The 20,885-nt window shown below is 48.4% G+C and carries 19 protein-coding genes; 11 read left to right on the forward strand and 8 right to left on the reverse strand.

The features are described from left to right. Window positions 1-10 precede the first annotated feature (10 nt). Both EKG39_RS03845 and EKG39_RS03850 read right to left on the reverse strand, forming a co-directional pair. Window positions 11-202 carry a hypothetical protein gene (locus EKG39_RS03845; protein WP_126504363.1) on the reverse strand — a complete coding sequence of 64 codons (192 nt, stop codon included), beginning with the start codon at window positions 200-202 and terminating at the stop codon, window positions 11-13. 6 nt (window positions 203-208) lie between these two features. After that, window positions 209-1,141, reverse strand: coding sequence for a polyprenyl-phosphate transporter (locus EKG39_RS03850; RefSeq protein ID WP_126504365.1), 933 nt, complete (start codon window positions 1,139-1,141; stop codon window positions 209-211). A 227-nt stretch (window positions 1,142-1,368) separates the two neighbouring features. On the opposite strand from EKG39_RS03850, the gene EKG39_RS03855 reads away from it, so the two are divergent. Continuing rightward, the gene (locus EKG39_RS03855; protein WP_126504367.1) at window positions 1,369-1,845 is read left to right on the forward strand and encodes a hotdog fold domain-containing protein; all 477 of its coding nucleotides are present in this window, start codon (window positions 1,369-1,371) and stop codon (window positions 1,843-1,845) included. A 29-nt stretch (window positions 1,846-1,874) separates the two neighbouring features. Here EKG39_RS03855 and EKG39_RS03860 read toward each other — a convergent pair whose 3' ends face one another. Then, complete coding sequence (locus tag EKG39_RS03860) at window positions 1,875-2,330, reverse strand: MarR family winged helix-turn-helix transcriptional regulator (protein ID WP_246028400.1); 456 nt, start codon at window positions 2,328-2,330, stop codon at window positions 1,875-1,877. Window positions 2,331-2,545: 215 nt separating this feature from the next. Here EKG39_RS03860 and EKG39_RS03865 point away from each other — a divergent pair, with 215 nt between their 5' ends. The 7 genes from EKG39_RS03865 to bamJ all read left to right on the forward strand — a co-directional run bounded on the left by EKG39_RS03865 (window position 2,546) and on the right by bamJ (window position 9,473). Further along, complete coding sequence (locus tag EKG39_RS03865; RefSeq protein ID WP_126504369.1) at window positions 2,546-2,992, forward strand: hypothetical protein; 447 nt, start codon at window positions 2,546-2,548, stop codon at window positions 2,990-2,992. Between the two features lie 179 nt (window positions 2,993-3,171). Continuing rightward, window positions 3,172-5,865, forward strand: coding sequence for a reprolysin-like metallopeptidase (locus tag EKG39_RS03870; RefSeq protein ID WP_126504371.1), 2,694 nt, complete (start codon window positions 3,172-3,174; stop codon window positions 5,863-5,865). After that, window positions 5,862-6,239 carry a hypothetical protein gene (locus EKG39_RS03875; RefSeq protein WP_126504373.1) on the forward strand — a complete coding sequence of 126 codons (378 nt, stop codon included), beginning with the start codon at window positions 5,862-5,864 and terminating at the stop codon, window positions 6,237-6,239. The genes EKG39_RS03870 and EKG39_RS03875 overlap by 4 nt, the downstream gene beginning before the upstream one ends. A gap of 51 nt (window positions 6,240-6,290) precedes the next feature. Further along, window positions 6,291-6,989, forward strand: coding sequence for a response regulator (locus EKG39_RS03880; protein ID WP_126504375.1), 699 nt, complete (start codon window positions 6,291-6,293; stop codon window positions 6,987-6,989). Window positions 6,990-6,991: 2 nt separating this feature from the next. After that, the gene (locus EKG39_RS03885; protein ID WP_185817512.1) at window positions 6,992-8,278 is read left to right on the forward strand and encodes a sensor histidine kinase; all 1,287 of its coding nucleotides are present in this window, start codon (window positions 6,992-6,994) and stop codon (window positions 8,276-8,278) included. 96 nt (window positions 8,279-8,374) lie between these two features. Further along, on the forward strand, window positions 8,375-8,782 hold the full coding sequence (locus tag EKG39_RS03890) for a DUF1294 domain-containing protein (RefSeq protein ID WP_246028401.1): 408 nt from the start codon (window positions 8,375-8,377) through the stop codon (window positions 8,780-8,782). A gap of 220 nt (window positions 8,783-9,002) precedes the next feature. Beyond that, window positions 9,003-9,473 carry a BamJ family beta-barrel-assembly machinery protein gene (gene bamJ, locus EKG39_RS03895; RefSeq protein WP_126504379.1) on the forward strand — a complete coding sequence of 157 codons (471 nt, stop codon included), beginning with the start codon at window positions 9,003-9,005 and terminating at the stop codon, window positions 9,471-9,473. A gap of 57 nt (window positions 9,474-9,530) precedes the next feature. Here bamJ and EKG39_RS03900 read toward each other — a convergent pair whose 3' ends face one another. The 3 genes from EKG39_RS03900 to EKG39_RS03910 form a co-directional block, all read right to left on the reverse strand. After that, complete coding sequence (locus EKG39_RS03900) at window positions 9,531-10,748, reverse strand: M24 family metallopeptidase (RefSeq protein ID WP_126504381.1); 1,218 nt, start codon at window positions 10,746-10,748, stop codon at window positions 9,531-9,533. Window positions 10,749-11,085: 337 nt separating this feature from the next. Then, window positions 11,086-11,865: an ROK family protein gene (locus tag EKG39_RS03905; RefSeq protein WP_126504383.1), complete on the reverse strand. Its 780-nt coding sequence runs from the start codon at window positions 11,863-11,865 to the stop codon at window positions 11,086-11,088. A gap of 93 nt (window positions 11,866-11,958) precedes the next feature. Continuing rightward, window positions 11,959-13,155 carry an MFS transporter gene (locus tag EKG39_RS03910; protein ID WP_126504385.1) on the reverse strand — a complete coding sequence of 399 codons (1,197 nt, stop codon included), beginning with the start codon at window positions 13,153-13,155 and terminating at the stop codon, window positions 11,959-11,961. Between the two features lie 279 nt (window positions 13,156-13,434). Here EKG39_RS03910 and EKG39_RS03915 point away from each other — a divergent pair, with 279 nt between their 5' ends. Further along, complete coding sequence (locus EKG39_RS03915) at window positions 13,435-15,222, forward strand: aminopeptidase P family protein (RefSeq protein ID WP_126504387.1); 1,788 nt, start codon at window positions 13,435-13,437, stop codon at window positions 15,220-15,222. Window positions 15,223-15,411: 189 nt separating this feature from the next. On the opposite strand, the gene EKG39_RS03920 is transcribed toward EKG39_RS03915, so the two are convergent. Beyond that, the gene (locus tag EKG39_RS03920) at window positions 15,412-16,611 is read right to left on the reverse strand and encodes an EAL domain-containing response regulator (protein WP_126504389.1); all 1,200 of its coding nucleotides are present in this window, start codon (window positions 16,609-16,611) and stop codon (window positions 15,412-15,414) included. A 375-nt stretch (window positions 16,612-16,986) separates the two neighbouring features. Between EKG39_RS03920 and EKG39_RS03925 the strand changes: the two genes are divergently transcribed. Further along, complete coding sequence (locus EKG39_RS03925) at window positions 16,987-18,294, forward strand: DEAD/DEAH box helicase (protein WP_126504391.1); 1,308 nt, start codon at window positions 16,987-16,989, stop codon at window positions 18,292-18,294. A gap of 82 nt (window positions 18,295-18,376) precedes the next feature. Continuing rightward, a complete protein-coding gene (locus EKG39_RS03930) occupies window positions 18,377-19,003 on the forward strand; it encodes a DUF2913 family protein (RefSeq protein ID WP_126504393.1) in 627 nt (208 codons plus the stop codon). A 72-nt stretch (window positions 19,004-19,075) separates the two neighbouring features. Here the strand turns inward: EKG39_RS03930 and EKG39_RS03935 are convergent, their stop codons facing one another. Next, entirely contained in the window at window positions 19,076-20,857 is a 1,782-nt protein-coding gene (locus EKG39_RS03935; RefSeq protein ID WP_126504395.1) for a flotillin family protein, read from the reverse strand. Window positions 20,858-20,885 lie beyond the last annotated feature (28 nt).

Below are 20,885 nucleotides of genomic sequence, written 5' to 3' on the forward strand. Positions count from 1 at the left end.
CACTTATTAGCTAGTTTCTCTCCAGCCTTCCGTCCTGCCTGGCTTCATCTATGATACGTTCATTATTGCCCGCCATAGGATCCGCTTTAGAATCGAGTACGCCCGTATTATCCGGCTCTACATTGATATCTATAGGTTCAAAATCAAGAGTTGAGCAAGCCGAGATACTCATCAGTATAAGAACCAACAATCCCTTTTTCATATGCGCTTAATCCTCACGACCCATGTCGTTACGTGCGGCAAATTGCTCTAGGCCCCACACCAACAAGATCCCACATAAAAGTGCACCGACAGCCCAGGCAATATGCGCAGGTTGACCCGTTAGCTGTTCAAACTGCATAGGTGACAGATTCTGCTCCAGCAAGGGGACTTGCTCACCTTTGGAGTTACTGCGCCAGCTAAGCACCTCTTTCCATGGCCAAATTTTGCCCAGGGTACCTAACATCAACCCGGTCAGGAAGATAAGCGTCGCATCGTGGTACTTTCTCAGTAATGCCGACAACAGGTGGCTGAAAGTCAACAAGCCAAAGATGCAGCCTGACGCAAAAATAGCTAATATGGTGATATCAAAGTTTTTAGCGGCCGCCAATACCGAAGAATAAAGTCCTAACAGCAACAGGATAAAACTGCCTGATATGCCGGGTAACAACATGGCACAGATGGCTATGCTTCCCCCGATAAACACATTCAGGTAAGTCATCTCCATCGAGATGGGGTTTAGCATAGTTATTCCCCAAGCAAAAGCCACACCAATACCAAACAAGATCAGTCGAACAAACGAAAAGCCTTTTACCTGCTTCAGCATATGCACTACAGAGATAAGGATAAGCCCGAAAAAGAAGGACCATACAGGAATAGGATGAGTCACTAGCAGGTAAGTGATCAGCTTTGATAGGGTGAACACACTGGTTAAAATACCGCCGAAGACACATACCAGAAAAGGGCCATTAATATGCATAAAGGCGCCCTTAATTCCCAGCTTCTTAATCACCTTGATTAACGTCGGGTTGATACGGCGAATACTCTCAAGCAGGGTATCTAAAATACCTGTGATAAATGCAATCGTGCCACCGGAAACTCCGGGAACAACATCGGCGGCGCCCATCGCCATGCCTTTCAGATAAATAAGCAGGTATTTCAAGTTCTGTCCTTAATGTAGATTCGACTAAATGTGTATTCAACTAAATGTGTATTCAACTGAGCAAGAGGATTATACGTACCAAAGTGAGACAAGTGAAAATGAAGTTTGTTTCATTATTGAAAAAATGCCCTGTTTCAACCCATGATTGTTAATCATTTGTTATTCACCGGTTTTTCATTTAGTCTAAACTCATCCGACCAGAATAAGAATAACTCAGGAAGATACCGATGGCGCAACAGAAACCGACCAAAGTGATGAAGCTTTACAATAGAGTCACCCGTTTACCCTACGGCAATAAGATTTTCTCACTTATGGTGTCTCGCATGGCGCCCTACTTTGGCACCATAAGACCTTTGATCACTGAGCTCAGACCTCATTACTGCGAATGTTTAATCAAGAAACGACGCGCCGTACATAACCATATTAAAACCGTACATGTGATCGCCATCTGTAACGGACTCGAGATGGCTATGGGGGTCATGGCTGAAGCCTCTATTCCTAGTCACCTGAGATGGATACCTAAAGGAATGAGCTTAGACTACACCGCCAAGGCAGGCAGCGATATTCGTTGTGTGGCCGAGGTCAAACCGGAGCAGTGGGTCGAGGGCGATCTGCTGGTGCCTGTGACCGCCTATGATGACAATGATATCGTAGTCGTCCGTGGCCACATCAAGCTGTGGATCTCGGCAAAGCCCCCAAGATAGCGTTTCTTATAAATAACCTGATTTAATACTCAACTCTTTTCAAAGTGAGTCACGAGCTTAGCGACGACTTTCAATGTTGTCGCCAACTCCTGTTCGGTAATGCCTTCGAGCGCTGCGTCACTCCAGGCAGGAAGAAGCAAACTTAAGCGTTCAAACAACTGGGCGCCCTTTTCTGTATGTTCAATCAATTTAGCCGTCTTATGATCCGGGTTATCTTCAAATGAGACAATGGCCAATTTTTCCAACTCGTTGGCGATACGCTGCACACTCTGTCTGGTCTGGCCCATGGTTCTCGCAATTTGAGATACCGTTTGTGGTGCATGCTCAATCGCACCCAGCACTTTCCAGCGAGCGCTGGTGAGCCCCAATGGTTGGCTCAAGCTATCCCCTTCGGTGATCAATAATCCATTTAGCCTGAATACACTCAGTACCAGTTGCGTAAAACCTTCATGCTCTGTCATTTCAACTCCAATATTTCTGTGCATTAGTCCTCACCATTAATTGCCGCCATTGATTGTCGCTATTAGTGCTCACCATCAACAGAAGTTCAAGAATAGCTAAGTGACAACAGGCTGTCAAACTTGACAGCCTGTTGTCGCATATCCATAATGAACAACATTGACAGCACGCTGTCGAAACTAATTATTAATGTTAATTGAGTACCAATACCAACTGGCCAGCTAAATTCATGGAGCTAACGATGAAAACTAAAATACACCTGATTGCCGCCATCACGGCCACACTCTGTATCGCCACCTTCTTTAGCTTCAGCCTGTTGGGGGAGCTATTTGGCACACACACCTTTATCGCTCAGATAAAGAGCAACATCGTCTTCCCCGGCCTGTTTATCTTAATTCCGGCCATGGCAATCACGGGGATCACGGGTAAGGTGCTAACGAAGGGAAACAGAAGTAAGTTAATCAGGCAGAAACTGTTGAGAACCAAATTAGCCGCGGCCAACGGCGCCTTTATCTTACTCCCTGCCGCAATCGTCCTGAACAACTGGGCACAAGCCGGGCAGTTCGAACTCTCATTTTATCTTCTACAGGGAGTTGAGTTAATTGCAGGCGCGATGAACCTCTACCTGTTAATGAAGAATGCGACATCGGGCAGGCGGTTAACGGCAAACAAGAGACGCTATGCTTAGAGAGTCTGAACATTAACAATTGAGCACTAGCCGCCCGGGTAACACCCAAAGCAGTGGATGAACAAGCTCCTTTGTATCCGTTTGTATCAAACAGGTCAAAGCGGCTACAATTTGCCAAGGAAGTTAACACCCTTATTACATTAAGGTGATAACACTTCATTTGGTAAAGGGGATCCACCATGAAAAACGTATTGACTGTTTTGAGTCTCTGTATCGCGACGGCATTACCGCATGTAGCCGTTGCCGGGGCTCAGTCCGGGAGTCAGTTCAATGAATGGCAAAAACTTGCCAACAGAGACGATCTTAAACAGATAAATAGCCTGGCGCTTTCCAGTCAACAGCTGAGCACGAATATCGCCGCATTGAACCAGATACTGCTGGCAAGCCGCGACCCCGTTATTGTGACTCTACCTCTGCCCGATGGTAATTTTGCCGACTTTGAGCTGAAACCTTCAGCCATAGTGGAGCGAGGACTGGATGAAAAATATCCTAATATCAAAACTTTCAGCGGTCATGAGTTGGGTAATCCGGATAATCACGGCCGCTTCGATATTACCCCTCAGGGATTTCATGGCCTGTTCAGATACGGCAAGGAAACCGTGTTTATCGACCCTCAATACCGGGACAGTGATGCTCGCTACATCAGCTACTTTCGCAAAGATGCCATCCCGCTGGACCAGGCCAATATGCCCAAGCGATTACCGCCGAAGGTAAGGGACAAGCGCCAACAGGCATTAACCGACCATGCCCACAGAGATACGGCTATGGTTTCCCAGACTATGGCTTCCCAAGCTATGATTTCCCAAGCGATGGCTTCCCGAAATAAGGACGCACAGGCTCAGGCGACGCAACTGAAAACCTACCGGATAGCCATCTCGGCTACCGGGGAGTACACCCAGTTCCATGGCGGGACTAAGGAAAAGGGCCTTGCCGCTGTCATCACTATGCTCAACCGGGTTAACGATGTTTATCAGACCGATCTGGCGGTGAAGTTAGAGCTGGTAGCCAACAATGACTCGCTGATTTTTGTCGACCCTAACTCCGACCCCTTCGAAAACACTGATGCCGATGGCGAAGCCAACACAGGGATCATAGATAATGCGATAGGCAACACCAGTTACGATGTCGGCCATGTTGTCGGCACAGGTGGTGGCGGATTGGCGGCGCTTGGAGTCATCTGCGATGCTACAGCTAAAGGTGACGGTGTAACTGGTAGCCCAAGTCCCACAGGCGATGCATTTAATATCGACTACGTCGCCCATGAGTTAGGTCATCAGTTTGGCGCCGATCATACTTTCAATAGCTTGACCGACTCCTGCGATGGTAACCGAGCCGATACCAGTGCATATGAACCGGGAAGTGGTTCAACGGTCATGAGTTATGCGGGGATCTGTGGTCAACAAAACCTACAGGACAACTCTAATCCCTATTTCCATTCACACTCGATAGATGTCATACAGGCCCATATCACCACGGGCAGTGGCAGCAGCTGTGCACAAGTCAGTACGACGTCGAATACAAATCCAGAGGTCAACGCAGGAACCGACTATACCATCCCCGCACGCACACCGTTTATGTTGACGGGTAGCGCAACCGATGCCGACGGTGACACTCTATCCTATGATTGGCAGCAATATGACTTAGGGCCAGCCAGCGCCAGCGCTGCCGAGCAGGTCGATGACGGTAAACGCCCTCTGTTCAGGGTATGGAACCCGACAAGTCTTCCCAGCCGCACCTTCCCGAGACTCGAGGATGTTCTGCTCAATAAGCTCACCATAGGCGAAAGCTATCCAAAGACAACCCGTGAACTCAACTTTCGTTTGGTAGTGAGAGATGGTAACCAGGGCTTATCGAGAGATTCGATGAAAGTCAGCGTGATCGACACAAATCAAGCCTTCGCCGTTATCGAGCCCGCCGCTGGTACCGGCTGGGCCAATAGCAGTCAGGTAGTCACCTGGAATGTCGCCAATACCGCTTCGGCGCCGATATCATGCGCTAAGGTGAACATCCAGCTTTCAACCAACGGCGGCAACAGCTTCGATACCGACTTAGCGATGGGCGTCGATAACGACGGCAGTCATGAGGTAAGTCTGCCTCAAATCACCTCGAATAGCGCCCGTGTTAAACTCTCCTGTGCTGGTAATATCTTCTTTGCGGTCAATAACGGCAACTTCTCTGTTGCAGCGGGGACAAGCGAGCAGAGCATCAAGATCACCGGTCTTAAGGCTCCCCTCACCATGGAGGAGGATGGCGAGCTGACACTGTCGACCGATATGTACCAATATGAGGGACTCACGGCGACCAGCCTTACCCTGCAAGCCGGCAGTAACTACCAGATAGACGGTACAAGTGTTTCACCGACTGCCGACTTTAATGGTGAGTTATCTGTCCTTGTCATCGCTCACAGTGGCAACATTGCAAGTGAGGCTTTTCCGACACTTATCAGCGTCTCGGCCATTAACGATGCGCCCAAGGCGGTCAATGATACCGCTAGTGTAAACCAGGACTCATCGAACAATATTATCGACCCTTTAAGCAATGACAGTGATATTGATACAGGCGACCAACTCACCCTATTGAGCCTCAACTATACGGGTCAAGGAACGGCGAGCATCGTTAATAACAAGATAAGCTACACACCAGCGACTGGTTTCTCAGGCACAGAAACTATCGCTTACACCCTGCAGGACTCAAAGCAGGCCAGCGCCAGTGCAGTCATCACCATCACAGTCAATGCCACGGACACTGGAGGAGGAACCGGAGGCGGCAGTGGAGGTGAGACAAGTGGTTCATCCGGCGGTGCCTTAGGATTTTGGTTATTTATCTTACTTCCATTGCTTGGCGCAAGAAGCTTAAGGAGCAGAGACCTATGAACAGAGTCAGCGATTACTTACTCATTGCGTTAACCATATTGTTTATGTCGACCATGCTTAGCGGGTGTAACAATACTGACGGCTCTGACTCGAACATAGACCCGACAGAGGCTAAGGTCGCAGAAGCGGTAAAGGAGGCTCAACTCCTTGGCGACTTAAGGCTTTATGCCACCACGGGGCGAAGAGCGACCCTGCCGGGGATAGCTCAAGATGAGAGTGAACAGGCCAAGACCCTATGTGGAGTACAATACATGACAGGTACGGGGGATGCGATATCGACCACAGAGCAGAGAGAAAAACGTAAACATCTCATCGACTTTATGACATCTTATAATCGAGTTATATTTGAGATGTGTAAGAAGCGTGCGGACTAACCTAGACTGAGATGGGCCCCGTAGCGATACGGGGCTCCCCCGGAGAGATTAATGAAAGATAAATTATCCGTGCTACTTATCGATGATGATATCGAGTTATGTGAGCTTATCCGTGACTATCTGATCCAAAACGATTACCGGGTCAGTGTGCTTAACGATGGTCTCAACGCCGCGAAGGAGATCCTCAGTCAGGAGCCACACATAGTCATTCTCGATCTTATGCTCCCCCACGTCGATGGGCTCACCATATGCAAACAGGTCAGAGAGGAGTTCCACGGTTCGATAATCATGTTGACGGCACTCGATGATGATATCGATGAGGTCACCGGCCTCGAGGTCGGCGCCGATGACTATCTGGCAAAACCCGTTAAACCCAGAGTGTTACTCGCTCATATCAGGGCGCAACTCAGACACCTTGAGAAGCACAAGAAACGTCAGGAGCTGGAAAGCATACAATTTGGCAATCAATGCTTCGTGCTCAATCCGGCAAACAGAACGGTCAGCATCGACCACCAGCCAATCGAACTCACCGGCGCCGAGTACGATGTGCTGTTGCAATTAGCCATACACTGCGGTGAGATAGTCAGCCGGGACGCACTACATAAAACCATCTTCAATTTTGAATATGATGGTATTGAGCGCTCGATAGACCTGCGCATATCCAGGCTAAGAAATAAATTAAACCAACATGCCGAATCGGGGAATATTATCCAGACGGTCAGAAACAAAGGATACCTGCTTGCGAGATGATAATGACTAAACCGATTCGTGCGGCGCTGGCGTTATCAATCAGCTTCAGTATTGCAGCCTTGCTGAGTCAGGCTATCTTCTATGACACCATAGACAGACTCGCCATGAGTACCTTCAATGACAACCTGCTTGAGTACCAAACTCAAATCAAAGACCGCATTGAAAACTCCAAGCCAAATCTATGGCAACAACAGGCAGCGCGGCTCTCCGATGAGTTAAACACCCCCGTCTATCTCGATAAACGCGATCAGGACAACTTCACTCAGGATATCCTGGAACAGCTTGACTCAGAGATAGGTGTTAACGGTATCATCGACCCCGATATGGGACTCATCTACTACCCGATATCCCGAGAGTACGCGTTAACCGTCGGCCCGTTCGATGACGTGACCTTGGCCTATGCGGCAGAAATATTCACCTGGTTATTTGCCCTACTCACCGCAATCGCAACCTTTACCCTGTTAGATTATCAGGATCGAAAAGCGCTCAAGCGCCTCAGTGACTCGCTATCTATCGGAGATAAATCTTCTGCCACGCAACTAAGTATCTCCTCACTGCAGGCCCAGGCAGAGCTGATGTCGGACACGAATCGGCAAAAATCGACCGCGCTCGATCAATTACTCATCACACAGAGAGATCTTCTCCACGGGGTCGCTCATGAGTTCAGGAGTCCTCTGGCTCGTATGGAGTTCGCCATAGAGCTGCTCGAAGAGGCCGATGATGATAAGCGCTCACAGCTTAAGGGGCAGCTCGAGCGCTCGATTAAGGAGCTCGATGAACTGGTTAAACAGGTGTTGCGTTACTCTCGCCTTCAACACGATGGCGCGGAGCTGGAGTTGAGTTCAATAGCTACCCGAGAACTTATCGAACGCTCGGTTGAGAAAGTGCAACATTTCTATCCTAACATCCAATTTAACATCGATGATGAGACTCAGAGTCAGTTAAGATGCGACATTAAATTGATGGTGATAGCCCTGTCGAACATTTTAAGAAATGCGGGGCGCTTCGCTTACTCCAGATGCTTGATCTCGGTAGAAAACCACAATAACGCATTAACCATCAGCATTCAGGATGATGGATCCGGGCTCGCCCCCGGCAAGAAGAAGCAGATATTTGAGCCGTTTACCCGTCTCGATCCCAGTCGCTCCCGTGACTCCGGTGGCTATGGATTAGGCCTCGCGATAGTGCAGTCGATTGTCCATAAGCATGATGGCAGCATCACAGTAGAAGATGCACCGATAGGTGGGGCAAACTTTATCATCACACTTGGAAGCTCTATTTCACAATAACCAGACCCACAATACCTCTTCTAATCTTGATATAATCACAGCGCAGATGAGTGGCGACACTAACGAATACAGATAACAAAGAGAGCCGATGAAGAGATGAGCACAAAATTTTCCAAGCCACCAAGACACAGAGGCTCTCTTGGCTTGCTACTTATTTTAGCTTTCTCGATGCTTGTCGGCATCGGCCTGTTTCAAAAAATGTTGCCCTATCAGATAGCCCCCTTCTACCTTATCGTCAGCGGCTTCACCTTTATCGCTTATGGCCTGGATAAGTCCGCAGCACGCAAGGGAAACTGGCGCACCAAAGAGAGCACACTTCAGCTGATGGCGCTTATTGGTGGTTGGCCCGGAGCGCTGCTGGCTCAGAGATGGCTGAGGCATAAATCTCAGAAGGTGAGTTTTCGAATCACCCTCTGGCTAATGATAGCGATAAACATCTCAATATTAATGTGGATAGTTTCACCCGGCGGACAGGCGCTTATAAATAAACTCAATACCCTATGATATTTGAGAGCATAAAAGAAATGCCTAAAAGGACATAACAGCTTCCCTGATAGTTTATGGTTAAACCGAGTGTTAACTCATTAAACTATAATCGATTTAATATAAGAGTAAGATTTATTCTCCAAACAGCCTTAATTATTAATCGCAGCTAAGTGCCAATTTACCTCTCACAATGGATTGGTTATGATGTTGACTGAAATCTGACTAACCGAAAATTATAATGAAAATTCTACTCGCTATTGTCGTCATCGCCGGGGTTATTTTTTACTACTTCACCTCGATGAATAATCAAAAAGTCGCACAGGAAAATATCAAGATAGGTAATGCTTTCCTCAATGAGAACAAGCTCAAAGAGGGAGTGACTACAACCGATTCAGGACTTCAGTATCAGGTATTAGCGAAAGGAGATGGCAGCAACCATCCAAAAGCGACCGATACAGTAACTGTGCATTACCATGGCACCTTGATCGATGGCACCATCTTTGACAGTTCAGTAGAGCGAGGCGAGCCCATTGCCTTCCCGCTTAACCGAGTCATTAAGGGGTGGACCGAGGGCGTTCAGTTAATGGTTATAGGTGAGAAAACCCGCTTCTTCATTCCGAGCGAGCTGGCCTACGGAAACCGCAGTACAGGTAAAATTACCGGCGGCTCGGTACTTATCTTCGATGTCGAGTTAATCAGCATAGATTAATTCGCAGCTGAATGAATAAAGCCCCTGACAGATAACTGCCCGGGGCTTTTTTATACCTTAAGCTTCATACCCGAATGGGTCATCGATAGAGTGTGCCGGCTTGGTGAACCACACAGGGCCTTGCTCAGTCATATAGAAGTGATCTTCATGACGCACACCAAACTCACCCGGGACACAGAGCATAGGCTCATTGCTGAAACACATACCGGCAGCCAGCGGCGTCTCATCGCCTCGCACAAGATAGGGCCATTCATGAATATCCAGGCCAATGCCATGACCGGTACGATGCGGCAGACCCGGCACATTATAATCGGGGCCAAACCCCGCCGCTACAAGCACATCCCTCGCGGCCTTATCGACACTAGAACAAGGGGCACCTATTCTGGCGGCTTCGAATCCGGCGATCTGCGCATCTTGCTCATACTGCCAAAGCTGACGCTGACGAGCACTCGGCGTACCGAACACAAAGGTACGGGTAATATCCGAGTTATAACCCTGTAGCTGACACCCGGTATCGATAAGAACCGTGTCATTCAGCTCCAGAGCTTTAGGAGACTTCACACCATGAGGGTACGCGCTGTCTTCACCGAACAGAACGATACAGAAATAGGAGCCCGCAGGTATGCCTACCGCCTTATGGGCCTCATTAATAAAGGTCTCAACTTCTGCAACCGTGATCCCCTCACATAAAATACGCGCCGCCGCCTTATGCACCTCCAGCGTCATATCTTTCGCACGCTGAAGCAGGCTCAGTTCGGTGTCTGATTTGATCATACGGCAGGTCGCGGTAACGCTTTTAGCATTAACGTATTCGAAATTCGAGTTCGCCTGACGTACGCCGTCAAAGATAAAAAATGCAGCCGATTCATCGATACCGACGTTACCCGCCGTGATCCCCATCTTGTTCAAGACAGAGCCAAATAACTCATAAGGACTTTCATCCTCTTGCCAGGTGTTAACCTTACCCTCGATAACCATGAAGCCTTCGAGTGTATCGACCTCAAACGCCGGGGCGATATACTCAACCGCACCGCTGGCCGGGATAATGGCGCCGACCATACGCTCACTCGCGTACCAACGTGTGCCGGTAAAATAGTATAAGTTGGTACCGGCATTGACATAGATAGCCTCAATGCCTTGAGACTTCATCAGCTCCTGAGCCTTCTTAATACGAGCTTGATATTCGCCATGACTGATAGGCTGAGTGCCTTGTGTCATATCGGTCAGTTTCGCCAACTCTTGTTCGACGGTTGAACCGCCTACACCTAAGGTCATTTGATTACCCTTTCATTTTTGTACCTGGAAAGCCCCGGGCGGCTCCAGGCTCACACCTATTTTACTCAAGAGCGGATCCGCTTATGGAGCCGCTCATGAAATCAGAACTACTTTCTAGCATAAAATATACAAAGTATCAGTAGAAAAATATTCAAACGGATAGAGGATGGGTAATTTTAGGCCAGATAGGGAGTAAATGAGTCATTGGTTAATTCTGCTGTACCGGATATTGGTGCTCGGTAGCCAATAAAGAGAAAGGCTTAACGTCTTAGCTAGAAATGTGGAATATTATTGATATCGACTCCCGATATTAGGAGTCGATGATAGGTAGAAAAGATCAATCCCTGGTTTGTGAAAGTAGCTTATTCAGGCCTCGGCACACTAAAGTTTCCATATCATGAACACGGGATACCTTTGCATGAGATAAGGGCGCGGTGAGTGACATATCATTGAGTGCGCTGATACAACCTTTGTAATAGTCGTCGCTATTCATCATGCTACCGGCAAGCCATATGCGATTAGGATTAAGCAGGTTCACGGACCAGGCAATTCCCATCCCCAGATAACTTCCGGCGCGAAACAGCTCTTTGGGTGATTTAATTCCGCGCGTCCTAACCGAACCGCCACTGGCCAGTTGCTCGAGGCTAAACTCACCTGATTCAGTCATCACCCGGCAATGCCCCAACTCACCCGCCACCCCGGATGCCCCGGTAAAAGGCTTACCATTCATGGCAATTGACATCCCTATGCCACTGCCACTCATGATTAGCAGCTCACATTGATGTTTAGGGTCACATATCGCCTGCATTCCGGCATCGATATCATTAGAGATTAATATCTGTTTAGCCCGACTCTTAAGATCGAGCTGAGATAAGCCATTCAGGCTCGGCAGAGATTTACTCGAAAGCAAGCGGTTATCTTGAACCAGTCCGGGTAGGGCAATCGCCAGCCCATACTCGCTAAACCCATAATCTGACTCAAGCTCCCTTAGCTGCCTGTTCAGACTCTCAACATTAAACCCTTCGCCCGTTGCAATTTTATACTGCTCGACTCGACCATCAAGATGCATCTCAAATAATGCTGTGGTACCACCGATATCGACCGTTATTGTTTGCATTAACTGCTCCACAGCTCTCTTCATATTTTAAAGAGAAAAGCACACTAAATTGAAACAAAAATTCTAACATGAATTCACATTGGAAAGAGGGTCTTATTTGCTAACATCTGCTTCCAAGCGATTGCTTTGACTAAATTTCCACCAAGTCATCAACAAAAGCTGGAAGGCAATAAATGGAAGACAGATAATCAGTAATAACTCCCAGCCCAATTGATGAATGACCCATCCGGCACTCAATGAGGCGAGCGCTTGAGAACCAAAGACTAAACTGTCATTCAACGCCTGTACCTTAAATTCTTCTCCGTGAGCATAACAACGGGGTAGAAGCACGGTTCCTCCAACGAACAACAAGTTCCACCCCAAACCTAACAAGACTAATGCCAACCAATAGTTAAGAAGCTCGTTGCCCATCAAGGCAATAACTATGGTCACCAGATAGGCCATTAAACCCAGCAACATCATTTTAGATACGCCCCATCTTGCCACCAGCAACCCGGTGAACAGAGAGGGAAGGTACATGGCAATAATATGGCTCTGAATCACCCATTTAGTGTCGGCCAGAGAGTGATGTTCGATATGATGCATATGCAGAGGAGTGGCGGTCATCACGAAGCTCATCATGGCAAAACCTATGATGGCACCGGCAATCGCAACCCAGATTTGAGTGTGACTCAAAATGACCTTCAACGACCTTGGAGCGGCGTTAACCTCTTGTGTATGTATGGGGTTTAAGGTGGCGGACTCACGGTAAAACATCAGTGTAACTGCCGCCAGCAGGCAAACTAAGGTGAGAAACAGAAATGCGCCCACATAGGGTGTGGTCACCAACTCACTACCAAGCAGCGCCAGCTCCGGCCCGAGGAAAGCAGCGACCAAACCGCCGAGCAGGACTCGCGATGCCGCCTTGGCAGCTAAAGCGGGGGCTACCGCTTCCATGGCAGCGAAACGATACTGCTGCACGATAGCTCCGGCGGTGCCAAGCAACGCGCCGCTGATACAGAAGATAATAAAGTCACGCTCGCCTATCCCATAGGCCCCAATGAGGCCTGCCATTGCAGCCAAGAGCGAACCACCGATAAATACTTTTTTACGCCCGAAACGCTTCATCAGTTGAGTCACAGGTAATATGGATATCGCGACCCCCAACACCATGGAAGTGATAGGCAAAGTGGCTAAGGCCGGGCTAGGTGCCAGCTCGACTCCGATGATCCCGCCCAATAACATCATCATAGGCGCGGCGCTCATAGCAAACGCTTGTGCCAGTGTCAGCACCCAAACATTAAATGGCATTAATTAACTCCTGAAGTAAAAAATGATGCACACCTTAGCTATGAGGTAGATGACCTTAGCTAAGCGATGGATGCTTTTTCTATTACGTTAATCTAAGCGATCTGCACAGGAATGTAACAAGTTAAATGCTTCAAAGTTTACAGCTCGTCCCCTGTTCAGCTTCCCTCTCCTCCATTGAGCTGCGATAATCGGGCACATTTATCGCTCTCGACAATAACCATTACAATAAACACTGACAATGCATTCCTGAATAAATGGTCAGTGATAACCGGAGTATGTATGACACAAACTATTGCCGCTCGTCTGGACGCCGTTCGCATCGAAATGACCAAAGCCAATCTCGATGCGTTTATCATTCCCCGTGCAGACGAATACCTGGGAGAGTATGTTCCCGAGCGCAACGAGCGCATGCTCTGGATCAGTAATTTCACCGGCTCTGCGGGTATGGTTATCGTACTTAAAGAGAGCGCGGTTATTTTTGTCGATGGTCGATATACAGTCCAGGTTAAGCAACAGGTCGATGGCACACTATTTGAGTATCTTAGCCTGACAGACACACCACAAATTGAGTGGCTGACAGAAACCTTAAAGCGCGATGCCCGTGTAGGTTACGACTCTCGTCTCCATCCTCTTAGCTGGCAAAAGAGTGCTGAAAACAAATTGGCAAAGGCGCAGATAAGCTTAATCTCTGTCGATGAAAATCCTATCGATCTTCATTGGCAAAACAGACCTGCAGCCTCAACATCACCCGTCGTGCTCTTTGACGATAAGAGCGCGGGTAAGACCAGCTTGCAGAAGCGTAAGGAGATAGGCCTTGCCGTAGCCAAAGCCGGCGCAGATACCGCGCTCATCACTTCGCTCGACTCCTTCTGCTGGCTGCTGAACATTCGAGGCAGCGATGTTCCCTGCCTGCCCATCGTATTAGGCACGGCGCTACTCCATGCCAATGGTGACATGGTTCTGTTCACTGACATTAAAAAATTACCCGCTGGCATCAATGAGCATGTAGGACAAGGCGTCACCTTCTGCGACGAAGCGATGCTTAAATCAGCCCTCAATGAGTTAACGGGAACCAAACTCCTGGCAGACCCTAACTCCGCGAACGCCTGGTCACAGCTGACAGCCGAGCAGGCAGGCGCTAAATTAATTGCCGGCTTCGATCCGGTTTCACTGCCCAAGGCACAGAAAAATGAGTCAGAACTTGCCGGGATCCGAGCATGCCATATTCGCGATGGCGTCGCGGTCAGTCGCTTTCTGGCCTGGTTAGATAAGGAGGTCTTGGCCGGCAATTTCTATGATGAGGGCGTCCTGTCGGATAAGTTAGAAACCTTCCGTCTAGAAGACGAGCTCTATCGTGAGCCGAGTTTCGACACTATATCTGCGGTGGGCGGTAACGCCGCCATGTGTCACTACAACCACAATAATGGCACCCCTGCGACCATGACCAACAACAGTATCTATCTGGTCGATTCCGGCGCTCAATACCTCGATGGCACGACCGATGTCACCCGCACATTAGCCATAGGTCAGGTGAGTGATGAGCAGAAGAAGATGGTCACCTTAGTCCTTAAGGGTCATATCGCCTTAGATCAGGCGCGCTTTCCAAGGGGCACCACCGGGCAGCAACTCGATGCTTTCGCCAGACAATACCTTTGGCAACATGGCTTCGACTACGACCATGGCACCGGACACGGAGTCGGTCACTTCCTGAGTGTCCATGAAGGGCCACAGCGTGTGGCAAAAAACAGCAATGATGTCGCCCTGCTTCCCGGCATGGTTATCTCTAATGAGCCCGGCTACTATCGCGCCGATGAATTCGGCATACGCCTCGAGAACTTAGTGACGGTACGTCCCTGTGAAGCACTCGCTAACGCCGAACGTGAAATATTCGAGTTCGAGGCACTCACTATGATCCCCATGGATTCCCGACTCATAGATAAAGCATTGTTGAATGATGCAGAGATCAATTGGTTTAATGACTATCATAGCTTGGTATTCGATACCCTATCGCCATTAATGAAGGGTGAAGAGCTAGCCTGGCTGACAAACGCAACTAAAGCGATTTAATAGCAGAAAGCTATTTCGTAACAAAGGCTATTTCTTAACAGAAAGCAGTCTGGTAGCAGAAGCTACCAAAGTAAAAGCAAGACGATGGGCAGTGACGACGCCCTTCGTCCTGTCGCTTTTTGCAGTTCGACATCTCGTAAGCAAGGCTAAGAAACATACATCAAAACCAATCAAGATATTCCCGTATAGCTAAACCAGCCCGCAACCCACCTTTTCGTGCGCCTTCAACCAACGCATGATCTCGCTAAAAGGTTTTGGACGACAGATTAAGTATCCTTGCAGGCGCAGATCATCGATCTTCTCCAGATAATTGAGATCTCGTATATCTTCGACGCCCTCGGCGACCAGATCCACTCCCAATCCCTGACTGATATCCTGCAGAGATTTCAAAATGGTTTGTGCCAGCGGATCTAAGTGGATCCCCTTGACCAGACTCATATCGAGTTTGACCTCACTGATCGGCAACTTACACAACTGAGACAGGTTGGTATAACCAGTGCCGAAATCATCGATAGCAACACCAAAGTTATGCAACCGGAGTCGACTGATACTCGAGTGCTGACTCTGCTTATCAAGCACCTGATTCTCTGTGATCTCTATGGTCACCTTTGAAGGTTCGAGCTGTTTGTCTTCACAGTAGCGCATCAAGCGGTTGGGCCAGCTTCGCTGTGCTAACTGGTTGGGGGTGAGGTTTATCGAGATACTGCTACCCAAACAGGCACTCACCCGGCTTATCTCTCTCCACTCATCCATAGCCCTGGTGATGAGTTTATCGGTTAAGGTATTGAGCAAGTTATTTTCTTCGGCCAGATCGATAAAGCGGCTCGGTGAGATCAGTTGTAATTGGTCTCCCTGTTGAATGCGGCATAACACCTCGAAGCCCTTTATCTCACCGGTTTTAACATCCATCTGAGCCTGATAATAGGGAATAACCTTGTCGCAGTTAATCGCTTCCTGCAACTCCTTCACCTCCATCATCGGCTTATTAGGCACCAGCTGAACATCCATCATATACAAGCGCTCGATACATATTTTAAGCTGGGAGGCGCAGACGGGCTTCATCAGGGCACCTAACAGCCTTAATCTGGAGTTCACGACAACCTGAGAGGCGGCTTCGATTATCCGGCTTTCCATGCCCGACGCTATGATAACCCCGCCCTTGAAACCAATCTTACTCAGCCTGATTAACAGCTCTATGCCATCCATTTTAGGCATATGAAGATCGACCACGATCACCTGATAATCACCTTTATATTTGGTCAATGTCCGTAACGCCGTCTGGCCATCGCTACAGTACTCGATGCGATCCACGTTTAACTGCATAAAGTGTTTACTCAACACACGGCAAGAGCTAAGGGAATCGTCGATGATCAAGACATTAATTGTCATAACACACCCTCAACTGAGGGAAAAAAGGAAGTGAGCTAGAGTAAAAGCCATCGAGAAAATCAGGCGCTTCCGTTTGAAAACACAATAACTGTGTCATATTGCCTCCATGCAATCCAAGCTGTAAGAGTTATAAAGCCTAGACTACGAACCAAAACTGTCAAACAACTTGCACCTATAAACAACCATATCGCGAGGTTCTTAGGTTAATAAGAGCAGAATTAAACAATACCAGGATATACCTGATAGTATTTGCTGTTAAAATCGACGCAAATTTGCTATATTCCGCCGCCGTCATTTTTTGACGGCTATTGTTTATGGTAACACTGGCCTGCATGTTCGCAGGGCATTTGAATTGGTTAATACAGGAAACCCAAGATGAGATTTGAATCTTTTAGTTTTGCTCCCGAGATTTTACGTGCTATCTCAGAATGTGGTTATCAGAAAATGACGCCAGTTCAACAAGAAGCCATACCTGCGATCCGCAGAGGCATGGATGTATTAGCCAGTGCGCAAACGGGCACAGGTAAAACCGCCGCCTTCGCACTGCCTATCCTGCAGAAGATGTACGACAACCCGGCTGAGACTCAGAGATCGAATACCCGCGCCCTGATCCTGACACCGACCCGTGAACTGGCCAGCCAAATAGCCGACAATATCAATGATTACAGCAAGTACATGGAGGTTTCTGTATTAACCATCTATGGTGGTGTAAAGCTGGAGAGTCAGGCACAGAAGCTCAAACGTGGTGCAGACATCATAGTCGCCACTCCAGGCCGTTTACTCGAGCACCTTCAGGCCTGTAACTTAAACCTGTCGAATGTCGACTTTATGGTATTAGACGAAGCGGACCGTATGCTGGATATGGGCTTTGTCTCTGATATCCAGAAGATACTTCAGGCGGTAAATAAGAACCGTCAAAACTTACTCTTCTCTGCCACTTTCTCAAGCGCAGTGAAAAACCTTGCCAACGATATGTTGGTCAAGCCAAAACTTATCAGTGTCGATAGCCAAAACAGCACCGCCGACACAGTGAGTCAAGTGGTCTACCCGGTCGAGCAGCGCCGTAAGCGTGAGCTACTGTCTGAACTTATCGGCAAGAAAAACTGGCAACAAGTTCTGGTCTTTACCGCGACACGCGATGCTGCAGATAAGCTGGTAAAAGAGTTAAATCTCGACGGTATCACATCGGCAGTTGTACATGGCGAGAAGGCTCAGGGTAACCGCCGCCGAGCTCTGCGTGAATTTAAAGAGGGTAAAGTCCGCGCCTTGGTGGCCACCGAAGTTGCCGCTCGCGGCCTGGATATCCAAAATCTTGAGTATGTGGTTAACTACGACCTACCTTTCCTTGCAGAAGATTACGTTCACCGCATCGGCCGTACAGGACGTGCCGGAAAGTCAGGCGTTGCGATCTCATTAGTAAGCCGTGAGGAAGAGCGTACCCTGCACGATATCGAAAAGCTGATCGGAAGAAAAATCAACCGTATCACCATCCCGGGTTATGAAGTCGGTAGCCGTGAACTGCTCATCAAGCAACTTCAAAAACGCCGCAGCTTTGCCAAGAAACAACAAAGAGAAGATAACACCGGCGCACAGATGATCGCAGAGAAGAATCTGGGCAGCCGTAGAGTTAAAGTTAAAAACTCATCGAACAAGGCGCCTGGCAAGGTCAAGAAGATCAGATAACCTTGCTTTCATTGGTGACACCTTTTTATCTGAAAATCACCGCTTGACGGTGATTTTTTCTTAATGATACCGAGAACAAATAATGACTAGCTATAATCAGGCCATCGTTGAATTTGCTCAAGCAGGCCTGGCCGCCCTTGAAGAACGCGCATCAAAAGCGAACGTCATAAAAACTGCCGCAGCCGAGAGTCACTTTCTCTGCAGCTGGATGGCGAGCGCCTTGAAAGTGAGACAGTTTTCCAAGTTGATAGCCAAAGACTTAACTCAATGGATCCGGGATGGCAGAAGTTTAGGTGCAGGCGCACAACTTCCCTCTCTGCTGGAACGTATCGATGATCAGTATCGCGCAGCCATGAGCAACCGGCAGCTTGGACAGTCTCTCGAACTATTCCTAAGTGAATTAGAGGAAAATGACTGGATCGTGATCCTCGATGAAGAGGTCACCACTAAGTTAAAGCTCGACAGTGAAGGGGAAAATAGTCTGGTTATATCCCACGAGCAGTATGAGAGCCATATCAAGGACAAAAATGTCATTAAGCCTATCACTATGTTTGTAAGGGCTAATGAGCAGGAGCTAGCCAGAGTGGCCGCCAAACATCAGCTTCTTCTCAGTCAGGGAGATAAGAAGGCCAGCTTAATCAAACACCATAAGGCCTATCGGGTTTTTCCGAATAATGAGCAACCAGCACTGGCCCTGCTTCTTGATTAAGCAGTGCAGCTACCTGAGATATCTTCATCCATAAAAAAAGCGCCTGAGGCGCTTTTTCTATTTGAGTCTGTATCAATTCAGGCCTTGCTCCTGCTGTTCTTCCTGTCCCCCACCATTAAGCTTGCTCTTAGGGGTATCTGGTACAGATATCAGATCCGATGCCAGCGGATGGTGACCGGTTAGCAGATCGTTTAATCCCCCCTTGTCAGCATCGACCAAGCCCAACTCACGCAACATGGCATCGACAACCGGCGCATTAGCCCGATAATTGAGCGCCGCACTGGTCACTTGTTCGGCTATCCCCACCTGACCCGCTTGAACCAAAGCACCATCAGGATAACCCGAGGTAGCTGCTGCGCCGTATCCCTGCAATATCTTGATCCCTTCGATATTCTCAAGAGGTTTAACCGACTGCTTAACCACTTCGGGCAAAGCGTCTAACACGGCTAATGACTTCTGCAGTTCAATCTGTTCATCACTCAACACGTTTTCGGCTTCATGTAAGGCTTGCTTACCCGTAGCCTCGACGGCATAGACCTTCTCATCGGCTTCCGCCTGCAACATTTTAGCATCCGCCGCGGCTTTAGCTTCGATAAGAATGGCACTGGACTTATCTTCGGCCGCACGCTTCTCAGCTTCAGCCTGAACGGTGATCCCAACGGCCTCACGCTCGGCTTCTTTACGGGCGTCGATCACTTCGATCTCCTTGCTACGGTTAGCCTCAGCGACTTGACGAGTTGTGATAACCGCTTCCTCTTTCTCAACTTTCAACTTCTCGGCTTCTGCCGCCTTAGCGCGAGCAGCAGATTCCTCCTCAGATTTTTGAGCGACGGCGATCTGCTTATCTTGTTCGGCGACCTCAATATCTCTTTGTTGCTGAATGCGTGACTGCTCGATAGCTTTACGCTTCTCAATTTCGCGGGTCTCGATATCTTTAGTCTTTTCGATCTCCGCAGACTCGATAGCGCGTTCTTTAGCAATCTCAGCTTCACGCTCCTCTCGGGTTTTCTGTTCCTGCTGCTTTAAGATCTCCGCTTTTTGCTCCGCACGCTTAAAGTCCAACGCTTGTTGCTGAATCAATCGCGCTTCCTGTTCGGCCTGCTCGATAGCTAAGGACTCTTTCTCAGCATCCAGGTTTCGCATCTCAATTTTTATGCGGTTGTCTTGCTCGATATCATTGGTTTCTTTGCGCTTCTCTTCAATAATTTTCGCAAGTCGGGCACGACCTTCGGCATCGAATGCGTTATTTTCATTGAAAAACTGTAGATCTGTCTGATCGAAGCCTGTCAGTGAAACAGACTCCAGCTCCAAGCCATTTTTTTCCAGATCGTTAGCAACATTATTCTGTACCCGCTGCACAAAATCGGCCCTTTGCTCATGCATCTCAGTCATGGTCATCTCGGCGGCAACGGCGCGCAGTACATCGACAAACTTCGACTCCATCAACTTCTTCACTTCTTCGACACGTGTGGTGCGTGACCCCAAGGTCTGCGCCGCCATCGAGATCCCATCGGCACTGGGAGCGACTCTCAGGTAAAAATCGGCCCTGACATCAACACGCATCCTGTCCTTGGTGATAAGTGCATCTTTCTGCATCTTCTCGACTTCGATACGTAACGTGTTCATGTTAACTGCGATAGTTTCATGCAGCACTGGCAACACAATAGCCCCGCCATCTTTGACTATCTTCTCACCACCGAAACCAGTTCTGACAAACGCCGTCTCTTTTGAGGCGCGTCGATATAGTTTGGCGAAGATAAGCCCGATAACTAACATCCCCAGTAACACACTACCGGCTACGACAAATACGAAACTACCACCTAACGTCGATCCTATCCCCTGTATCTGATCCATTCTTCCTCCTTAAAAAATTACGTTTATT

The organism is Shewanella atlantica, from assembly GCF_003966265.1.
GTDB lineage: Bacteria > Pseudomonadota > Gammaproteobacteria > Enterobacterales > Shewanellaceae > Shewanella > Shewanella atlantica.